The following is a 19,374-nucleotide window of genomic DNA, read 5'->3' as shown; positions in this document are numbered from 1 at the left end:
GTGTGCAAGCCCCTCTCCGGTAAGGACGTTCCCCATGAGCCAGCCCGTCGTCACCCGCTTCTCCGTGTACCCGGTGGCGGGCCGGGACTCCATGCTGCTCAACCTCTCCGGTGCCCATGCCCCGTACTTCACCCGCAACGTCCTGGTCGTCGAGGACTCCGAGGGCCGGACGGGGCTCGGTGAGGTGCCCGGCGGGGAGGCGATCACCCGGACGCTGCGGGACGCCGAGTCCCTGGTCGTCGGCGCGCGACTGGGTGACCACAAACGGGTGTTGCGGGCCATGGGGGAGGCGTTCGGTAGCCGGGACGCCGGGGGCCGCGGCGAGCAGACCTTCGACCTGCGGACGACCGTGCACGCCGTCACCGCCGTCGAGTCCGCCCTCCTCGACCTGCTCGGCCAGCACCTGGAGGTACCCGTCGCCGCCCTGCTCGGCGACGGCAAGCAGCGCGACTCGGTACGCGTCCTCGGCTACCTCTTCTACGTCGGCGACCCCGACCGCACCGACCTGGACTACCTCCGCGAACCCGACGCCGACGTGGACTGGTACCGCATCCGCCGGGAGGAGGCGCTCACCCCGGAGTCGATCGTCCGGCAGGCGGTGGCGGCCTACGACCACTACGGCTTCCGGGACTTCAAGCTCAAGGGCGGGGTGCTGGCGGGCGCCGAGGAGGTCAAGGCCGTACAGGCGCTGAAGGAACGCTTCCCCGAGGCCCGGATCACCCTCGACCCCAACGGCGCCTGGTCCCTGCGGGAGGCCGTCGAGCTGTGCCGGCCGCTGCTCGGCACCCTCGCGTATGCCGAGGACCCCTGCGGGGCCGAGGGCGGGTACTCCGGGCGTGAGATCCTCGCCGAGTTCCGCCGGGCCACCGGTCTGCCCACCGCGACCAACATGATCGCCACCGACTGGCGGCAGCTCACCCACGCCCTGGCCCTGCAGTCGGTCTCCATCCCGCTCGCGGATCCGCACTTCTGGACCCTGAGCGGTTCGGTGCGGGTGGCGCAGCTCTGCCATGAGACGGGGCTGACCTGGGGGTGCCACTCCAACAACCACTTCGACATCTCCCTGGCCATGATGGCCCACTGCGGCGCCGCGGCCCCCGGCGACTACAACGCCCTGGACACCCACTGGATCTGGCAGGAGGGCCGGGAGCGCCTCACCGTCGCGCCCCCGAGGATCGTCGACGGCGAGGTCGCCGTCACCGACGCCCCGGGGCTCGGCATCCGCCTCGACCAGGACCGGCTGCTCGCGGCCCACGCCCTTCACGAGGAGCGGAACCTCGGCGCGGGACGGGACGACGCGGCCGGGATGCGCTACCTCGTGGACGGCTGGACCTTCGACGCCAGGCGGCCCTGTCTGGTGCGCTAGGCGTACACGGGATGTCGGCCCAGCAGGCCCGGGTGCGGCTCGGGCGGGCCGCCCCTCGTCCCCGAAAGCCGCGGTGGGCGCCCCGAGGAAAGCCCTTCGCCCGCCTGTGGGCCCGTGCGCGGACAGCGGGCGCGGCACGGGGCGACATCGCGGCGGACGAGGTTCTCGCCCTGATCTCCGCACTTCCCAGGAGCCCGGAGCAGGACGCCTCCGCGGGGCACCTGTCCCGACGTGGTGCTCCGGGCCTGCGTCCGTAGGGCGTGTCCGGCGGCCGGGGTCCGTTTGAAGTCCCGGCCGGCGGTGGCGTGCTCAGTTGCGCAGCATCACCACGAGCAGCACCACCAGGGCGATCAGCAGCGCGCCGCCCACCGACGCCAGGGTGATCTTCACCGCGCTGTACGGCCGTTCGCCGATGACCTCGCCGGTACGGGCGTTGACCATCACCGGCCATGCCCTGCCGGCGTGGAGGTAGGTCAGGAACCAGACGGGCAGCAGCACCAGTTTGTAGGTGAGGCCGCTGTAGGAGGTGGACATCGAGTGCACCCGCTGCTCGTCGCCGCCGATGTCCCGCCTGCAGTCGGCGCGGATCACCGGCGCCATCCGCGCCTTCGCCGACTCCAGGCCGGCCTCCGGCTCGACGTCGTACCGGACGGTACGGAAACCGGCCAGGTACTCCTCCTGGTAGGGAACCGTCTCCTCCAGCGGCCAGGGGGCCAGCTTGTCCAGTTCCTTCTCCGGCACCTGGCCGCTGCCGGGCACCAGCACGTCGTCGAAGAACCGGCCGACCGTTCCGGACCTGTGGTGCCAGCGGGTGTGCCGCACCCGCCTGGTGTTGCCCTCGGAGTCCTTCTCCTCCACCCAGTAGTACTCGCCGCGTTCGCCGGAGTACCGGGTGGTGGTCTCGGCGTCGTACGTCCAGTGCGGCAGATAGCTGCCCCGGAAGGTCTCCGCCTCGGTGACCTTCTTCAGCTCGTCGGGCGCGAACCAGCGGGATCTGGTCCACTGCGCCAGCGCGTCACGGGCCTGCTCGCGGCCCACCCCGAAGGGCAGCACCGCCTCGGGTACCACGCGCTCGGTGGCGGAGGCGTCCGCGACCAGCGGGGTGGCGCAGAACGGGCACTTGTCGCTGAGCGTGTCGCTCTCGGTCACCGCATGGCAGCCGGGGCAGGTGTACACCTTCACCCGGCCCGGCGTGGCTGCCCGGCGGGGCAGCGCGGCCAGTTCCTCGATCGGGTGCTCGGTCACCTGCCGCGGTACCGGCGTGATGTCCTGCTCGTGCTTGCAGTACGGGCAGCGCAGCGCGTACGTCCCGGGCGCGTACTCGCTGACCCCGCCGCACGCCTCGCACTGGAACGCCCGGTCGGGTGCCGGCGCGACATCCTGATCCGTCAACTCACTTCTCCTTGTGCCCTGGTGCCGGGAGGTTTCCGGAGGGCGGATCTCAGCCCTGCGGGGGCAGCGGCGGCGGGACGTCGGCGAGCAGCGACGCCAGCTCCGGGACCTGGTCCGCGGGCTGCCAGGCGGCCTGCCCGCTGCGCCAGACCAGCGTCGTACGGTTCAGATTGCCGGTCGCCACCTGCCCGGCCAGCGCGCTCTCGTCGTACGGGCCCTGCTGCTGTCCGCCGACGGCGATGAACCAGCGCGGCGCGTTGGGCAGCGGGGGCGGGACGTCGGCGGGGGCGGGCTGCGCCGGGGCCTGCGTCACCGGGGCCGGGGGAGCCGCCGCACCGGACGTGCTCTGCACGATCCGCTGGCCCAGTGCCATGCCCACGCCCAGCCCGAGGGCGTCGCCGCCGGTACCGGGGTTGGCGGCGGCGATCGGTATCGCGTCGGCGGCCTGGAGCTTGGCGTAGTCGTCCAGATTGCCGGTGATCGTCATCCGGGAGCGGGTGTCGATCGCCGCCTCGACCTCCGGCGGGACGCTGATGTTCTCGATGTAGAACCGGGGGATGGCGATGCCGGTGGAGGCCAGCTCCAGGGTCAGCGCCTTGGCCAGCTGCTGTCCGATGCCGTCCTGCCGGGCGGCGAGGTCCAGCAGGGGCACGCCGGACGAGCCCAGCGCGGAGCCCAGCTTGGAGACGATCAGCTGCCGCAGGTGCTCGCCGACCTCCTCGGTGCGGAACTGCGGGTCTGTGCCGACCAGTTCACGCAGCAGTGCGGCGGCGTCCACCACCTGGGCGGCGAAGGTGCCGAAGGCGCGCACCCGGACCATGCCGAACTCGGCGTCCCGCAGGATCACCGGGTTCTGGGTGCCCCACTTGAAGTCGGTGAACTGCCGGGTGGTGACGAAGTAGACCTCGGCCTTGAACGGCGATTCGAACCCGTGCTTCCAGCCCTTCAGCGTGGACAGAACCGGCATGTTCTGGGTCGAGAGGGTGTACGTGCCGGGCTGGTAGACGTCGGCCAGCCGTCCCTCGTTGACGAAGACGGCCACCTGCGACTCGCGCACCACGAGCCGTGCGCCCATCTTGATCTCGTTGCCGTAGCGCGGAAAGCGCCACACGATGGTGTCCCGGCCGTCGTCGGTCCACTCGATGATGTCGATGAACTCACCGCGGATGCGGTCCATCAGCCCCACAGCAATCCCCCACTCCCCGCGCTCCGGAGACCGCCACTCCCCGGCCGGCCCCGGGACGGCGGCGGCGCGGCGATCAGCCGACAGTATGCCCAACGGGGTCGACGCGACTACGGGCGGGTACGGACCGGCTCCGGTCAGGCGGAGTCCCCGGAGAGCGCGACCGACACGGGAAGCCGCCGGACCCCGTGCATCAGCAGGCCCGGTGCCCACTCCAGGTCGGCCTCGGCCACGGCCAGGGCGAGACTCTGCACGCGCTGGACGAAGACGGTGATCGCGACCTCCGCCTCCATCCGCGCCAGCGGAGCGCCCAGGCAGTGGTGGACGCCGTGTCCGAAGGCGAGATGACCGCCGGCGGGACGCCCGAGGCGGAAGGAGTCCGACTCCTCGAACCGGGCCGGGTCCCGGTTCGCCGCCGCCAGGGAGACCAGCAGCATGTTGATCGGCGGCTTCGCCGCCCGTGTGCCCTTCTCCCGCCGAACAAGTTGCTTTCTTCGGCAAGCATCGTATTCAAGTGGGAGTGTGTCAAGGAGAGTTGACTGTGAAGGGCGGCTAGAAACTGGCCCGCGTTCCGCCGTCGACCGTCACCATGGCGCCCGTGACGTACGACGCGGCGGGCGACAGCAGGAAGGCGGCGGTGCGGCCGAACTCCTCCGGGGTGCCGAGGCGTCGCAGCGGAATGCCCGCGGCGGTGCTGTCGGCGTCACCGGTGATCGACTGGAGTTCGAGGGTGCGGTCGGTCCCGATGTGGGCCGGCACCAGGCCGACCACGCGGACGCCCCGAGGGCCGAGTTCCCCCGCGAGGGTCTTCGCGTAGCCGGCCAGCGCCGGGCGCAGGGCGTTGGATACGACGAGGCCGGGGATCGGCTCGTACACCGAGGTGGACAGGACGAAGCCGATCACCCCGCCCGCGCCGAGCTGCGCGGCGACCGCCCGCGACAGCCGCACCGCGCCCAGGAAGCCCGACTCGAAGGCCGTACGCCACTGTTCGTCGTCGATGGCGTCCGGGGTGCCCGTCGGCGGGCCGCCGACGCTGATGAGCACGCCGTCCAGCCCCTTGAACGCCTCGTGTGCCGAGGTGATCAGCCGGTCGGGGGTCCCGGGGTCGGCGTTGTCGGCGACGACGCCGACGGCCTGCCCGGGGCCGCCGAGCTCCGCCTCCGCCGCGGCCAGCGAGTGCGTGCTGCGCCCGCTGACCACCACCTTCGCCCCGCCGACGGTCAGTTCGCGGGCGGCGGCCATGCCGAGGCCGCGGGTGCCGCCCGTGACGATGTAGACGCGGTCCTTGAGTCCGAGATCCATCACTGCTCCCGTTACAGCATCGCCTTCTGGGGCTGGGTGGCCACCACGATCACGGTGGTGGTGTCCGCGGTCAGAGCCGCCTTGAACTCGCGCTGCAGGTCCTCCGTCGTCTCGACGTCGACCGCGTGGCAGCCGAAGCCGCGCGCCACGCCTGCGATGTCCAGGCCGGGCAGGTCGAGGCCCGGGACACCCGGCGTCTCCTCCAATACCGCGAACGACTTGAGGATCGAGTACTCCTGGTTGCGCATCACGACGTAGACGATGGGCAGCCCATGCTGCGCCGCCGTCCAGACGGACTGCACGGAGTACTGGAAGGAGCCGTCGCCGATCAGTCCGACGACCGTCCGGGTCACGCCCCGCTGCCGGTCGGCCAGGGCCACGCCGACGGCCGCCGGCGCGCCCCACCCGATGCCGCCGCTGGCGGTGGCGAAGAACGAACCGGTCCGGGTGGTGGGCAGCCACTCGATCTGCTGGGCCATGGTGGACGTCGACTCGTTGACGATGACCGCGTCGGCCGGCTTGACGCTGCTCAGGGCGGCATAGACCTCCGGCGGGGTCAGCGGGTTGTTCGGTGCCTCCGGGAGCACCCGGGGACGCTCCATCGGCTGCGGAGCGGTCCGGGCTGTGCCCTCCTCGACCGCGTCCAGGAGCTGCTCGATCGCCGCCTTGGGGTCGCCCAGCAGGCTGTCGCCCACGCGCGCGGACGCGGCGACGTCCGGGTTGCCGGTGATCTGGAGGAGCTCGGTGCCCTCCGGCAGGTAGGTGCCCGGGACGTAGGGGTAGTACCGGAACACCTCGGCGCCGATCACGACGACCAGGTCGTGTCCCGCGAGTCGGTCGCTGATGGTCTTCACCGACATGCCGAGGGGGCCGCGGAAGAGCGGGTGGTCCTCGGGGAAGGAGGCACGGTCGGGCAGCGGGGAGCCGTAGACGGCCGCGCGCAGCCGCTCCGCCAGGGCGACCGCGACGTCCCAGCCGCCGGCGCGGTCCACCTCCGGTCCGAAGACCAGTGCGGGACGCCTGCTGGCGGAGATGCGGTCCGCGAAGGCACGGAGCCGGTCCGGGTCGGGCAGCATGCGGTCACTGAAGGTCCGCATACGGGTGAAGCCGGACAGTGGCTGCTTCCAGTCGTCCATCGGGATGGACAGATAGACCGGCCCGGCGGGCGGCTGCAGCGCCGTGGCGTAGGCCCGCAGGAACGCCTCCGGGACGTCTTCGGCACGGGCGACCTCGTACGCCCACTTCACCCATGGCTTGGGCAGCGTGGTGGCCTCGCGGTTGCCCAGGTAGGGCTCGCCGATCAGCAGTTCCCGGTGCTGCTGTCCCGAGGTGACGATCAGCGGGGTGTTGCCGTGGTAGGCGGCCACCAGATTGCCCACGGCGTTGCCCAGTCCGGCCGAGGAGTGCACGTTGACCAGCGCGGGCCGGCCGGTCACCTGGGCGAAGGTGTCGGCCATGGCGATGACGGAGGCCTCCTGCAGGGCCAGTACGTAGGTGAAGTCCTCGGGGAACTCCTGCAGGAACGTCTGCTCGGTCGAGCCCGGATTACCGAAGATCGTGGTCAGTTCGAGAGAACGCAGCAGATCGTAGGTCACGGTTCGGACAGTGGCTTGGTAGGTCATGGCAACCTGCCAGTTTCGTGGCGGCCCGATATCGGGATGATCACCCCCATACTGACCGGGGTGTGGTAGCCACGCCTTCCGTCCGATGACTGAAGCGTCTGCTGAGACGACGGCTCCAAGTCGGCCCGGCCGCACGCGGGCGCTCACCGCAGTTCGGGCGTCAGTCGGATGACCGAAGCCGGGACACCTTGGGCCGTCGGAGTGTGGTGTGAGCCGTTGGGTGCCACGAACACCTTCATGACCTCGGCCGATCGGAGGGTGTCGACGGCCCGCAGCGCCTCACCGACCGGGACGATCTCCGTGGTGAGGTCGTCGGCGCGGACTTCGCCGCGGGGCGAGCAGGCCGACGGCTCGTCGAACTCCGCGCGGAACCCGAACGATCCGCGGATGGCCGATCACGGCCCTTCCGCCGTTGCCGTGAGCGATTCCGCCCCCGTTCGAGGAGGAGCCGAAATGCCCGTCTACACCTGCACCTCAGCACAGGGAACGCTGACGAGTGAGTCGAAGGCCGCGCTGGCGGCCGAGATCACCCGGATCCACGTGGCGGTCAACCACGTGCCACCGGCCTACGTCAACGTGATCTTCTCCGAGCCGCCGCCGGACAGTGTCTTCATCGGCGGGGTGCCGGGGGCCCCGCTGATCGTCAACGGCTGGGTCCGGCGCGGACATCCGCAGGAGGAGGGGACCCGGCTGGCGCTGGAGCTGTCCTCGGCGGCCGCCCGCGTCACCGGGGTGCCGGAGAGCCACGTCATGGTGGTGCTGGAGGACGGCCCCGCCCGGTCCGCCGTCGAAGGCGGCCGGGTGCTGCCCGAACCGGGCGCGGAGCAGGAGTGGCTGGCGCGCCGGGGCGAGGCCTGACAGCGGACAGCCGTACCCCGTGACCCGGCCGGGTGCCGGCGGCAGCCCAGCCGCCGGCACCCGGCCGTCCGCGTCACCGCCGGTTACGCGGCCGTGAAGCGCGCGGTGACGGAGGCGACCCGCTTGCCCTGGTACTCGGCGGCGCTACGGGCGGTGTCGTCGACCGGGATCGCGCCCTGGCCGTTGACGTGGCTGGTGCCGTAGGGGTTGCCGTCGACGAACTTCACCGGGTCGGTGTAGCCGGGGGTCACCAGGATGCCGCCGAAGTGGTGGACGGAGTTGTAGAGCGCGAGCAGCGTGGACTCCTGGCCGCCGTGCGCGGTGGCCGTGGCGGTGAAGCCGCTGTAGACCTTGTCGGCCAGCTTGCCCTGCGCCCACAGGCCACCGAGCGTGTCGATGAACTGCTTCAGCTGGCTGGCGATGTTGCCGAACCGGGTGGGGGTGCCGAAGACCACGGCGTCCGCCCACTCGATGTCGGCCGCGGTGGCGACCGGGATGTCCTTGGTGGCCGCGGCATGCGCCGACCAGGCGTCGTTGCTCGCGATGGCCTCCTCGGGCGCCAGCTCGGACACGCGCAGCAGCCGTACCTCCGCGCCCTCCTTGCGGGCGCCGTCGGCGACCGCCTCCGCCAGCTCGTGGACGGTACCGGTGGACGAGTAGTAGATGACGGCGACCTTGGGAGCCATGGGGAATTCCTCTCGCTGTGCTGTGGTCTCGGCGGCGGACGCCGCCTTGCTTCCGGCGGCGTGAGCCGCCTCGGTGCCGACGGCGGAAACCGTCGTGGTCCCGACGGCGGGTGCCGTCGTGGCGCCGGCGGCCGCAGCCGTCGGGCCGGGGGTGGGACGGGCGGTGGCGGACAGGGAGAGCCGCAGATGACGTGCCGCGAGCCCCTTCGCCGCGGTCAGCCCGTGGCGGTACCGGTCGACGGTCGCGGAGGCCGAGATCTTCAGCGAACCGCTCTCGACGGACAGCGCGTCCACCGTCAGCTCGACCGGCGCGCGGTGACCGCGGACGGTGAGATGGCCCCGGACCACCCAGACGCCGGCCGTGTCCCGGCTGACCCCGGTCGACTCGAACCGGATCCCGGGGTGGCGCTCCGCGTGCAGAAAGGCGGGGGAGCGCACGTGGTCGTCCCGGCGCGGGGTCCCGGTGTGGAAACTGCCCGCGTCGACGACGGCGGTCACGGCCGACTCGGTGACCGGCTCGGCGATCGTGATGCTCGCCGACTCCACCCGGAAGGTGCCGTCCACCCTGCCCAGGCCGAACATGTGCCGCGTGCTGAAGCCGATGGACGACCGCTCCGGATCGACCGCGTAGGTCCCCACGGGGGGCAATTGGACGTTCATGCCCTGCTGGCCTCTCGGTTGGCGTCGCGCGGCTGCTCCGCTACGGCGCTGTTGCTTGCCTTGGCAAGCATCTTGGCGCGCCTCGAAATGCTTTGTCAAGCAAGTAATGATGTGCTTCAGTGGTAGGACCGGGACGCTACGGAAGGGAGGCCGGTACATGTCCGCACAGTCACCCGAGCCCAGCTGTCCGCTCAACACCGACGAGGAGCGACTCTGGCGTGCGCTGCAGAGGATGCTGGTCGCTCTTCCGCGGGCGCTCGACGAGGACCTGCTCTGCGCCACGGGCCTGTCGCTCACGCAGTACATCGTCCTGATGCATCTCTCCGAGGCCGAGGACGACAGCATGCGGATGACCGAGCTGGCCTCGGCGGCCGCCCTGTCCGCGAGCCGCGTCACCCGGGTGGTGGAGAACCTGCGCGACCAGGGCCTGGTGACCAAGCGGCGGCACTGCACGGACGCCCGCGGATACGTCACCGAGCTCACCGAGGCCGGCCGGCAACGGCTGCGCGGCGCCTATCCGGTGCACCTCGCCAGCGCCCGCAGGCGCGTCATGGACCAGGTCGATCCCGCTCTGGTGCGGCGGCTGGCCGACCAGGTGGGGTCGTTGGCCGAGCCCCTCCTCTCCCCGTACGAACGGGGCGCGGGCCGCAAGGAGAGCCCCGCGTACCGGGAGGGGATCACGACCGAGGCGTCCGCGGCAGCCGACGTCGAGGAACCCCCGGGTTACCCGGCGGCGGCCTCCAGCTACCGCGAAGCAGTCATCTGACCCAAGCCGGGACCGGCGGGCCGAGTGTGGCATGGGCCTGTTCCGGCTCGACCTTCGTCCTCTGGCATCAGTCGGCGACCTGATCCCCCTGAAGCAGCAGCGGCACCCGGTGGAGATCGCCCGTACCGTGCTCGGGGCGCGCGGCGACGAACTCCTGGAACCGGCCCGCACGAACGTGGTGCGGCACCTGTCGTCCCAGGCGGCGCCGGCGGAGCCGTGAACAGATCCCGGTCGATTTCGTTCCGCGTGTCTCTCGGGGTCGGCGCGGTCGGCGATTCGGCCGTCCCCCCACTGGTCGGTCGTCTTGGCTGTGGAACCATCCCGTCGGGAAACGACGAAAGGTGGGCACCGATGGTCCTGAATTGGCATGAAGGGCACAGGCAGGGGCCGGGCTTCGCACACCTTCTCCTCTCCAGTCATCAGCGGTTGACCGGCAGCCCTTTGTGTCCCTCGGTGTTCCCCGACGCGGAGGAAGCGGCCCGCTGGCTCTACGAGTCCGCGCCCTTCGGGCTGCTCGCACACGACGCGGGTGCGGATCCGGTCTTCGTCTATGCGAACAGGACCGCGCAGAAGTGCTTCGAGTACGGCTGGGAGGAGTTCGTACGGCTCCCGTCCCGGCTGTCCGCCGACCCGGACCGGCAGGGCGACAGGAACGCCCTCGTGCGATCGGTGACGGAGCGCGGATTCGCCTCCGGTTACCGAGGGGTGAGGATCGCCGGGTCCGGCCGCAGATTCTGGATAGAGGACGTCACGATGTGGAACCTCCTCGACCTGGACGGCACCTGCCACGGCCAGGCGGCGGTCTTCCGTTCGTGGACGGACATCTGAGGGGCGGCCCTCAGGGCGCCCGGTACCCCCTTCGGCTCCGTCGCCGAGATCGTCGAGCAGGCCTGAGCGCCTCGGTCGGAGGCTGTCCGGCCGGCCCCTGAACAGGCCCTGACGTGGTCCGTAAGGTTGAGACTTCTTGCTTGAGCACGCTACTGTGATGTGATGAGCGACGAGGATCCGCTGACCGCCCAAGAAGAACGCCTCTGGCGTGCCCTGATGCGCGTCATCGTCGCGCTGCCGCGCTCGCTGGACGACGATCTGCTGCGCTCCACCGGACTCACGCTCACCGAGTACGTCGTCCTGATGAACCTCTCCGAGGCCGAGAACCAGGAGCTCCGGATGACGGACCTCGCCTCGGCCACCGCCCTGTCGGCGAGCCGCATCACCCGGGTCGTGGAGGCGCTGCAGAACCGCGGCCAGGTCGTCAAGCGGCGCTACGAGGGTGACGCCCGCGGCAATGTCGCGACCCTCACCCCGGAAGGGCTCAAGCGCCTCCAGGACGCCTACCCGGTGCATCTGGCGAGCGCGCGCAAGCGGGTCGTCGACCTCCTCGACGGCAGGTCGGTGCCGGCCATGGTGCGGCAGTTCGAAGCGGTGGTGGAGAAGCTCGACTGAGCTTCGCGGGCCGGGACGGCCGACCCCCGGCTGCTAATATACGGGTGTCAAACAGTGCCGGAAGCGCACCTCCAGCCCGTGACCCGGAGAGAAGTCATGCAGCAGCGACCTCGGCCGAGACCCCGGGCATGACCCCGAACCCGGAGAGCCAGGAGCGGTGGGCCCGGCTGCGACGCCAGTTGTGGCGGCCGCCGAGGGTCCACGGCGACCAGCCCCGGCACCGGGTGGTCGGCCCGCTGGAACTCTTCTACGACCTCGTCGTCGTCGTCCTGGTCGCCCAGGCCGCCCACCACCTGGCGGCGCATCTCTCCTGGCACGGTCTCGGCGAGTTCGCCGCGGTGTTCGCGCTGGTCTGGATCGCCTGGCTCAACGGCACGCTCCACCACGATCTGCACGGCCACGACGACGCCAGGGGCCGGAGCCTCTTCCTCCTGCAGATCCTCGTCCTCGTCCCACTCGGGGCCTTCATCCCCAAGGCCGGCGGGGTGGAGGGCGCCCACTTCGCGATCAACGCGGGCATCCTGTTCGCCGTCCTGGCCGGGCTCTGGTTCCTGGCCGGACGCGGCAGCTCCGCCGAGTTCCGCAGACCCACCCGGCTGTACGTGATCGGCACGGCGGCCTGCGCGGTCGTCCTCTTCGCCAGCGCCGGCCTGCCGGCCGACACCCGCCTGCTGACCTGGGGACTGCTGGCCCTCGCCTTTGTCGCCGGGTTCGCCTGGATGCTCCTCGCGGCCGCTCCGGTCCAGGAAACGGCGCTCGCCCTCACCGACGCGCTCGTCGAGCGGTTCGGGCTGCTCATCATCATCGTGCTCGGCGAGACCGTGACCGGTGTCGTGGGCGGGCTGGCGAGCGAGCCGACCACCGTCATGAACCTCGCCGTCGGGCTCGTGGCGGTGGTGGTCGGATTCGGTGCCTGGTGGACGTACTTCGACTTCGCCGGTCACCGTCCGCCCCGGCGCACCCGCACGGTGACCCTCGGCTGGATGCTCACCCACCTGCCGCTGACGGCGGCGGTGACCGCCATGGGGGCCGCGATGGTCGGCCTGGTCGAGCACGCCCACGCCGACCGGACGCCCGTCGCGACGGCCTGGGTGCTGTGCGGAGGCGTGGCCGTCGTACTGGCCGCGACGATGCTGCTCGCGTCCGGCCTGGAGGCCTGGCGGGACGAGCGGGAGCTCTACCGTCCGCTCGCCGGCACCTGTGCCGCCGTGGCCCTCGCGGCCCTGGCCCTCGGCGCCGCCCGTCCCGCACCGCTCCTGCTCGGGTTGGCCCTCGTCGTCCTCCTGGGGATTCCCTGGGGCCTCGCCGTGGCCCGCCGGCTGGGCCGCGACGAGACGCCGGCCCGCTGACCCGCGGCGGCCGGCGGCGTCCTCAACCGCCGTACACCCGCCGGGCGATGTGCTCCGCGATCATGATCGTGGTCGCGTTGGTCACGGTCGACGGCACCTCCGGCATGATCGAGGCGTCCACCACCCGCAGCCCGGACAGCCCCTTGACGGCGCCGGTCTCGTCGACGACGGCCCACCGGTCCTCGGGCCCGCCCATCGGAACGGTGGACGTCGGATGGCCGTAGGTGGCGATACCGGTCTCGATCGCCGCCGCCAGCTCCGCGTCGCTGCCCACGGCATCGCCCGGTACCAGTTCCGCCGCCACCGCGCCCGCGAGGGGCGCGCTGCCCGCGAGGCGGCGCACCAGCCGCACCGCCTCCAGCATGCGACGCCGGTCCCGGTCCGTCGCCAGGTAGTTGTCGTCGATGACCGGGGCGGCGTGCGGATCACGGCCCGCCAGCCGCACCGAGCCGCGCGACTCCGGCCGGGTGACGGCCGCCGCCAGCACCATCGCCCCGCCGGTCGGGCTGAACGAGCCGTCCAGCAGATGGGTGCCCACGACGGCGAGGTCCAGCTCACCGGGGAGCGCCTCCCTGGAGGCGAGCCACAGATGGGCGGCGAACGCGGATGTCATGCCCTGGTGCTCGGGTGCGAGCGCGAACAGCGAGTGGAAGAACGGGTGGTCCTGGAGCCGGCGCCCGACAGGAAGGTCGGCGACCACGTCGATGCCGAGGTCCCGCAGATCCTCGGCCGGGCCGACTCCGGAGCGCAGCAGGATGGCCGGGCTGCCGTACGCGCCGGCGCTGAGCACCACCTCGCCGGCCCGGTGGGCGGTGCCCGACGCGTCGACGACACCCCGCGCCCTGCCGTCCTCCACGAGCACCCTGTCGATCGTGATGTCGCTCAGCACCGTCAGATTGCGGCGGCCGCGCACCTGCGGCGTCAGATACACCAGCGCGGTGCTCTGGCGCACCCCGTCGACGATGTTGACCGGGTAGCCGCCGGTGCCGTCCTGCCGGTCGCCGTTGAAGTCGTCGTTGCGCCGGAAGCCCAGGCCGGCGGCGCTGTCCACGAACGCCCGCATGGGGGAGGTGAGTTCCTCGTAGGTCCACTGGCGGATCGGGAACGGGCCGGTGCGTCCATGGCGGGCGTCGTCGCCGGACGGTGTGTTCTCCAGGTCCCGGAAGGCCGGCAGGACCTCCTCGTACGACCAGGCCCTTGATGCCGTACCGCTCGCCCCAGGCGGCGAAGTCCGCGGCCCGCGCCCGGATCGCCACACCGGCGTTCACCGCGGAACTGCCGCCCATGACCCGGCCGCGCGGCGCCGCGATGCCCGGGGCGCGGTCGGTGGCCCGCGCGCTGTAGCCCCAGTCGTGGTCGGGGTCCGCCAGCAGGTGCGGGGTCAGCAACCCCTCGGGGACCCGGCCGGCGGGGTAGTCCGGCCCCGCCTCGATCAGCAGGACGGTGCGCCGCGGGTTCTCGCTGAGCCGGGCGGCGAGCACGGCGCCCGCGGAGCCGCCGCCGACGATGACGACATCGGTCTCGGGGTGGCCGGGGTGGTCGTTCGTGGTCATCCGAATCTCCTTGTCCCTTTTATATTGCTTCACCAAGCAAATAAATAGGCGGTGCTCTCGCGGTGTGACCGGTGGTCAGATCCGCGTCGCTTCCGGTACCACCCGCTCGCCCAGCAGCCGGAGGGCGGCATGCTGGTCGGCGCCGCGGACCGGGCCGATGACATGGCCGATGCCGATGTGGTCCAGCCACCTCAACTCCGCCAGCAGCGCCGGGACATGCTCGCCGCGCGCTCCGGGGTCGAGGGGGAGCAGGACCGTCTTCTCGATCTCGGCGTAGTCGCGCCCGACCTCGTCGCAGTGCCGGCGGAGCACGTCGAGTTTGCGTGCGAGGTCCGGGCCGTGGAAGAGGTTGCAGGCGTTCCCGTACTCCGCGACGAGCCGCAGCGTCTTCCGCTCGCCGGAGCCGCCGATGAGGATCGGCGGATGGGGGCGGCGCAACGTGGCCGGGGAGTTGAGGGTGCGTTCGAGGCGGTAGTGGCGGCCGACGAAGGGCTTCTCGTCGTCGCTCCACATCTGCAGGCAGATCCGGAGGGTCTCCTCCAGCCGCTCGAACCGCTCCGCGACGGGCGGGAACGGCAGCCCGAGTCCGCGCGCCTCGGCGAGGTTGAAGCCCGCGCCTACCCCGATCCCCAGGGCGGCGCGGCCTTCGGAGAGGACGTCGAGCGTGGTGATCATCTTGGCCAGCAGGCCGGGTGCGCGGTAACCGGCCGAGGTCACCAGGGCGAGCAGTTCCGCCCGCTCGGTGGCCGCGGCCAGATAACCCAGCGTCGTGTACGCCTCCAGCATCTCCTGCTCGGAGGCGCCCACGATCCCGATCTGGAAGAGGTGGTCCATGACGGCGATCCGGGTGAAGCCGAACTCCTCGGCGCTACGGGCGAGTTGCGCCACGTGACGGGCGATGCCCGCCGGGCCGCCGGGCTGGGTGAAATCCGCGATGGCGATGCCGAGGTTCATGCGGGCCTTCCGTGCCGTGGGCCGCCAGGGCTGTCGCCGTCGAGTATGCCGGGACCACTATGTGCTTTGTCAAGCAAGGAAATCGGATGACCGGTCAGCCGCCGAGCGGCTGCGTGCGGTGCCTGCGCCGCATCTCCGACGAGGTGAAGACCGCCGAGATGCCGTGGACGATGCTGAACAGGCCGAAGACGGTGGCCAGCGAGACCGCGCCGATGTCCGGCCGCACGAACAGGACGAACCCGAGGGCCACCGACACCAGGCCGGTCAGCAGGAACAGGGCCCGCTCACCCGCCGTCTCACCGCGCGGGAACGCGAGGGCGACCTCCGTGGCACCGGTGGCCATCGCCCACGCGGCGACCCAGAGGGTGAGCACCAGTGCCGTGATGCCCGGCCAGGCCAGGGCGCTGACCCCGGCCACCACCGACAGCACGGCCAGCAGCAGCCGGCCGAGGACGGAACCCACCCGGTCGCTGCTGAAGGCGCGGACCCCGTCCATCACCGCGTACATGAACGCGTAGACGGCGAACAGGACGACGAACGCGCCGACGGTGATGCCCGGCCAGGAGACGGAGACGATGCCTATGACGACGGCCAGCAGGCCGCGCCAGAGCAGCGCGTTGGGCGAACTGAGCATGGAGTCCTCCGTGAACGAGGGTGCCGTGGCGCCGACTTCGCCTCGGCCTGGGAGCGTGTGACGGGCGGAGGCTATCGGCGTCGCGGTCCGGTACCACCCGTCATTCGACTGGTTCCGCTACTGCGACCGCGACGCGTGCGCTACGGCGTCTCGTCGTCCTGTTCCGCGGCGGACATCGCCTCCAGCGCGCCGCGGAGAGCGGCGCGTGAGGTGATGCCCAGCTTGGGATACACCCGGTACAGATGGGAGCCGACCGTGCGATGCGAGAGGAACAGCCGCTCGCCGATCTGCTTGTTGCTCAGGCCGGTCGCCGCGAGCTCGGCGATCTGCAGTTCCTGGGCGGTGAGCTGCTCCGGCGCCGCGTCGGGCCGGACGACGGAGACACCGGTGGCGCGCAGTTCGGCGGCGGCCCGCTGGGCCATCATCTCGGCACCGATCCGCTCGAACGTCTCCAGGGCCGCGCCCAGTTGGGCCCGCGCCCCGGCCATGTCATGGGTGCGGCGCAGCCACTGGCCGTACGCGAACTGGATGCGCGCGTAGTCCCAGGGCCAGCGCGCGGTGTCGGGAAGGGCCAGGGCGGCCTCGAACAGGGCGGCGGCCTCCGCGTCGTCGGCGGCCACGGCGGCCGCCCCCGCCGTGATCAGCTCGGTACGCGGCCCGATCCGCGGAATCCCGGCCTCCTGGGCGGCCCGCACATGCGCCCGGGCGTCCTCGACACGGCCGGTACGGACCGCCGCCTCCACGAAGTCCAGGACCATCCACCGGCCCGGCACCCCGGGGGTGGGGGCACCGGGCGGCCCGATCCGCGCCGCCTGGACGAGGGCCTCCTCGTAGTCGCCCTGCCCCATGGCCGCGAGATTGCGCGCCGACCGCGCGTAGCCCTCCGTCACGTCCATGCCGCGCGGCGCCGCCCAGGTCGTCGTCTCCTCGCTGCGGACACGGGCGAGATCCGCGTTGCCGCGCAGCGCCGCGCCCGAGGCCAGCACGGCCCGGAGCTGCCGCTCCCAGAACTGGTACCCGTACGCCGAAGCCAGGTCCAGCCCCTCCTGGGCGAGCCGTTCCGCCTCGTCCCACTGCCCGTGGACGTAGGAGTCCTGGCAGAGCAGCAGCAGCGCCGGGATCACCATGCCGATCGCGCCGCCGTCCCGCTCCCGTTCGATCATGCGCAGCAGCAGGCAGCGGTAGTCGGACAGAGCGTCCAGGGCGACGGCGGCGAAGCCCAGCGGGACGATCTGCCAGGGGGCCGCGTCGACGGGCAGCTCGGCGAACGCGTCCGCGAGCCCCTCCCGGATCGCGTCGGACCTGCGGGTGGGATCGACATACGCGTCGTAGCACAGCCGGAACGTGCCGACCGCCGCCGGCGGGAACCGGGCCATCGCGGTGTCGAGCAGCTTCCACGGCTCGGGTCTGAGGGTGAAGAGACTGACCAGCAACAGGGCGTACAGGATCCCCAGCCGGTCCCAGTCGCCCTTGTCCGTCTCGCAGGCGACATGGTCGAGGGCCTGCGCCAGCAGCCGGTAGGCGGTGTCGACATCGCCCCCGTCATGGGTGAGCAGATGGGCGGTGGCGGCGAAGACCAGCCCGGTCGGGGTGTCCGGGGTCTGCCCCGCGTCCGCCAACAGCCGGTTCACCTGGTCGAGTTGGCCGGTCATGGTGGCGAGGAAAGCGGCCTCGACCAGACGGCGGGACCGGTCGACCGGATGCGGACTGAGCTCGCCGGCCCGCACCAGCGCCGTGACCGCGGCGGACGCGGCGATCCGCCGCCGGTCGGAGAGCAGTGCCCCGACCGGCGCCGGCAGGTCGGCGGGGGATCCGGTGCCGCGCCGCCAGGCGGTCAGCGCGGCCTCGTCCAGCGCCCGCGCCACCGACTCGTCGGGCGCGGCGGCGGCCTCCGCGAGATGCCAGGCCCGCCGTTCGGGATCGTCGGCCAGGGCGGTGGCCAGCGCCTCGTGCGCGGCCCGGCGTTCGCGCGGCGGGGCCAGCTCCATCAGGGCCGTGCCGATCAGCGGGTGGCAGAACGTGAGACCGCAGCCGGCCGCGGGGGCGCGGACCAGACCGGCCCGTTCGGCCGGGACCAGGTCGTCGAGGTCGGCCGAGCCCTGCGCCGCGGAGCGCAGCACGGTGAGCCCGGCGTCCGCGTCCAGGGCGGTCAGCAGCATGAGCCTGCGGGTCGGCGCGGGCAGCTCGGCGAGCAGCCCGGCGCAGGTCGCCGCCAGGCGTCGGGACAGTGGGAGGCGGTCGGGCAGCGGATCCTGGCCGGCGCGCTGCCGCTCGGTGAGTGGTACGGGCAGCTCCTGGAGCGCCAGCGGGTTGCCGTCGGCCTCGGCCAGCAGCCTCCGGCGCACCACGGGGGCCAGCCCGGGGGAGCAGGCGTCCAGGACGGCGCCCGCCGATCGGCTGTCGAGCGACTCGACCGTGTGCTCGGGCAGCCCCGACCGGCGGAAGAGGTCCTCGGTCCCGGTCCGGGAGGCGGCCAGGAAGACGATCGGGGCATCCGCGATCCGTCGTACGGCGAATCCCAGGACGGCCGCGCTGGCCTCGTCGAACCAGGCCACGTCGTCGGCGATCAGCAGCAGCGCGCGCTCCGCGGTGGTCAGCTCCAGGAGGGCGAGCAGCGCCGTCGACACCAGGGGCTCCGGAGCCGGACTCCGGGCCAGATCGAAGACCTGGTGGAGGGCGTCCCGATGGTGCTCGGCCAGCCGGTCGACGTCGTGGCGGACCGGGTAGAGCAGCTGGTGCAGCGCCGAGAACGCGATCTTGACCTCGGCCTGTGATCCGGCGGCGCGCAGCACCCGCATCCCGTACGCCGTGGCCCGTGCCGCGGCGGCGTCCAGCAGCGCCGTCTTTCCCACCCCCGGCTCGCCGTGCAGCAGCAGACCGGAGCTGCCGCGGCCGGGACCGGCGAGCAGCGAGTCGATCAGTGCCAGTTCGGCCTCACGCCCGAGCAGCTGGACCCCGCTCGACGGCGATCGGGACGGCTCCTCGGTCTGACGACGCCTTTCGGCGGTGCTCACTGTTTGAATATAGCCCCCGCAAAATGCTTGACGGCGCAAATATTTGATCAATATGCCGGGTGGGCGCTAGGTAGGGTGGACCGATGACCAGTGACCCAAGGCCCGAGGCCGAGGTCGCCGCCGAGTTGATGAAGGCGATGACCCGGCTGCGCGCCCGGCTGCGCACCGAGTCGGCCCCCAGCGACATGCGGTGGAGCTGGTCGCAGTTGACCACGCTGGGCCGCATCGTCGAGGAGGGTCCGGTCACCGCCAGCGAACTGGCGCAGGCCGAGCACGTGCGCCGCCAGTCGATGGCCGAGACGCTCGCGTCGCTGCGCGCCGGGGGCCTGATCGCCAGCAGCAAGGACCCGGGCGACGGCCGTAAGACCCTCATCCACGCCACGCCCGAGGGACGGACCCTCTTCGGGATGATCCCGGTCGCGCGGGCGACCTGGCTCGGCGCGGCGATCGACGCGCATCTGCGGCCGGACGAGCGGGAGACCCTGCTCAAGGCCGCGGCGATCATGAACAGGATCGCGGACAGCGGGCGGTGACGGCCGAGCAGGGAATCCGGGACACGGCGGAGGTGCCTCTCCGGAGGGGAGTGGCACCT

At 72.0% G+C, this 19,374-nt stretch carries 18 protein-coding genes and 2 pseudogenes; 8 read left to right on the top strand and 12 right to left on the bottom strand.

Translation table 11 applies throughout. The features are described 5' to 3' along the window. The first annotated feature begins 34 nt into the window (after positions 1-34). Entirely contained in the window at positions 35-1,366 is a 1,332-nt protein-coding gene (locus ACZ4N4_RS37165) for an enolase C-terminal domain-like protein (RefSeq protein WP_467597228.1), read from the top strand. Positions 1,367-1,675: 309 nt separating this feature from the next. Here ACZ4N4_RS37165 and ACZ4N4_RS37160 read toward each other — a convergent pair whose 3' ends face one another. The 5 genes from ACZ4N4_RS37160 to mdlC all read right to left on the bottom strand — a co-directional run bounded on the left by ACZ4N4_RS37160 (position 1,676) and on the right by mdlC (position 6,838). Further along, positions 1,676-2,758: a TFIIB-type zinc ribbon-containing protein gene (locus ACZ4N4_RS37160; protein WP_467597225.1), complete on the bottom strand. Its 1,083-nt coding sequence runs from the start codon at positions 2,756-2,758 to the stop codon at positions 1,676-1,678. 49 nt (positions 2,759-2,807) lie between these two features. Further along, positions 2,808-3,935: an SPFH domain-containing protein gene (locus ACZ4N4_RS37155; RefSeq protein ID WP_467597222.1), complete on the bottom strand. Its 1,128-nt coding sequence runs from the start codon at positions 3,933-3,935 to the stop codon at positions 2,808-2,810. A gap of 143 nt (positions 3,936-4,078) precedes the next feature. Beyond that, the gene (locus tag ACZ4N4_RS37150) at positions 4,079-4,378 is read right to left on the bottom strand and encodes a cytochrome P450 (protein WP_467597219.1); all 300 of its coding nucleotides are present in this window, start codon (positions 4,376-4,378) and stop codon (positions 4,079-4,081) included. Between the two features lie 115 nt (positions 4,379-4,493). Continuing rightward, complete coding sequence (locus tag ACZ4N4_RS37145; RefSeq protein WP_467597216.1) at positions 4,494-5,243, bottom strand: SDR family NAD(P)-dependent oxidoreductase; 750 nt, start codon at positions 5,241-5,243, stop codon at positions 4,494-4,496. 11 nt (positions 5,244-5,254) lie between these two features. Continuing rightward, positions 5,255-6,838 (bottom strand): benzoylformate decarboxylase, encoded by a 1,584-nt coding sequence (gene mdlC, locus ACZ4N4_RS37140; protein WP_467597214.1) that lies wholly within the window; start codon positions 6,836-6,838, stop codon positions 5,255-5,257. A gap of 480 nt (positions 6,839-7,318) precedes the next feature. Here mdlC and ACZ4N4_RS37135 point away from each other — a divergent pair, with 480 nt between their 5' ends. Beyond that, positions 7,319-7,723 (top strand): tautomerase family protein, encoded by a 405-nt coding sequence (locus ACZ4N4_RS37135; RefSeq protein WP_467597211.1) that lies wholly within the window; start codon positions 7,319-7,321, stop codon positions 7,721-7,723. Between the two features lie 83 nt (positions 7,724-7,806). On the opposite strand, the gene wrbA is transcribed toward ACZ4N4_RS37135, so the two are convergent. Together wrbA and ACZ4N4_RS37125 are read right to left on the bottom strand one after the other, a co-directional pair. Continuing rightward, positions 7,807-8,409, bottom strand: a complete 603-nt coding sequence (wrbA, locus tag ACZ4N4_RS37130; protein WP_467597634.1) for an NAD(P)H:quinone oxidoreductase — start codon at positions 8,407-8,409, stop codon at positions 7,807-7,809. 180 nt (positions 8,410-8,589) lie between these two features. Beyond that, a pseudogene (locus ACZ4N4_RS37125) lies at positions 8,590-9,069 on the bottom strand (YceI family protein); the annotation flags it as partial. Between the two features lie 157 nt (positions 9,070-9,226). Here ACZ4N4_RS37125 and ACZ4N4_RS37120 point away from each other — a divergent pair. From ACZ4N4_RS37120 to ACZ4N4_RS37100, 5 genes are all read left to right on the top strand, one after another. Beyond that, entirely contained in the window at positions 9,227-9,835 is a 609-nt protein-coding gene (locus tag ACZ4N4_RS37120) for a MarR family winged helix-turn-helix transcriptional regulator (protein ID WP_467597208.1), read from the top strand. Positions 9,836-9,866: 31 nt separating this feature from the next. Next, positions 9,867-10,055, top strand: a complete 189-nt coding sequence (locus tag ACZ4N4_RS37115) for a hypothetical protein (protein ID WP_467597205.1) — start codon at positions 9,867-9,869, stop codon at positions 10,053-10,055. 131 nt (positions 10,056-10,186) lie between these two features. Beyond that, complete coding sequence (locus ACZ4N4_RS37110; RefSeq protein WP_467597202.1) at positions 10,187-10,663, top strand: MEKHLA domain-containing protein; 477 nt, start codon at positions 10,187-10,189, stop codon at positions 10,661-10,663. A gap of 162 nt (positions 10,664-10,825) precedes the next feature. Beyond that, complete coding sequence (locus tag ACZ4N4_RS37105) at positions 10,826-11,278, top strand: MarR family winged helix-turn-helix transcriptional regulator (RefSeq protein WP_453563799.1); 453 nt, start codon at positions 10,826-10,828, stop codon at positions 11,276-11,278. Positions 11,279-11,406: 128 nt separating this feature from the next. Further along, positions 11,407-12,627, top strand: a complete 1,221-nt coding sequence (locus tag ACZ4N4_RS37100) for a low temperature requirement protein A (protein ID WP_467597199.1) — start codon at positions 11,407-11,409, stop codon at positions 12,625-12,627. Between the two features lie 22 nt (positions 12,628-12,649). On the opposite strand, the gene ACZ4N4_RS37095 is transcribed toward ACZ4N4_RS37100, so the two are convergent. The 5 genes and pseudogenes from ACZ4N4_RS37095 to ACZ4N4_RS37075 all read right to left on the bottom strand — a co-directional run bounded on the left by ACZ4N4_RS37095 (position 12,650) and on the right by ACZ4N4_RS37075 (position 18,782). Next, positions 12,650-13,885: a GMC family oxidoreductase gene (locus tag ACZ4N4_RS37095; RefSeq protein ID WP_467597196.1), complete on the bottom strand. Its 1,236-nt coding sequence runs from the start codon at positions 13,883-13,885 to the stop codon at positions 12,650-12,652. Position 13,886: 1 nt separating this feature from the next. Next, a pseudogene (locus ACZ4N4_RS37090) lies at positions 13,887-14,180 on the bottom strand (FAD-dependent oxidoreductase); the annotation flags it as partial. Between the two features lie 75 nt (positions 14,181-14,255). Further along, a complete protein-coding gene (locus tag ACZ4N4_RS37085) occupies positions 14,256-15,134 on the bottom strand; it encodes an LLM class F420-dependent oxidoreductase (RefSeq protein WP_467597193.1) in 879 nt (292 codons plus the stop codon). 94 nt (positions 15,135-15,228) lie between these two features. After that, on the bottom strand, positions 15,229-15,768 hold the full coding sequence (locus ACZ4N4_RS37080; RefSeq protein WP_467597190.1) for an HdeD family acid-resistance protein: 540 nt from the start codon (positions 15,766-15,768) through the stop codon (positions 15,229-15,231). Positions 15,769-15,908: 140 nt separating this feature from the next. Further along, positions 15,909-18,782, bottom strand: a complete 2,874-nt coding sequence (locus tag ACZ4N4_RS37075; protein WP_467597187.1) for an AAA family ATPase — start codon at positions 18,780-18,782, stop codon at positions 15,909-15,911. An 83-nt stretch (positions 18,783-18,865) separates the two neighbouring features. On the opposite strand from ACZ4N4_RS37075, the gene ACZ4N4_RS37070 reads away from it, so the two are divergent. Continuing rightward, positions 18,866-19,315, top strand: a complete 450-nt coding sequence (locus ACZ4N4_RS37070; protein ID WP_453563815.1) for a MarR family winged helix-turn-helix transcriptional regulator — start codon at positions 18,866-18,868, stop codon at positions 19,313-19,315. The last annotated feature ends 59 nt before the right edge of the window (positions 19,316-19,374 follow it).

The organism is Streptomyces sp. NPDC026538, from assembly GCF_055567535.1.
This window is presented reverse-complemented; position numbering and strand designations above follow the sequence as displayed.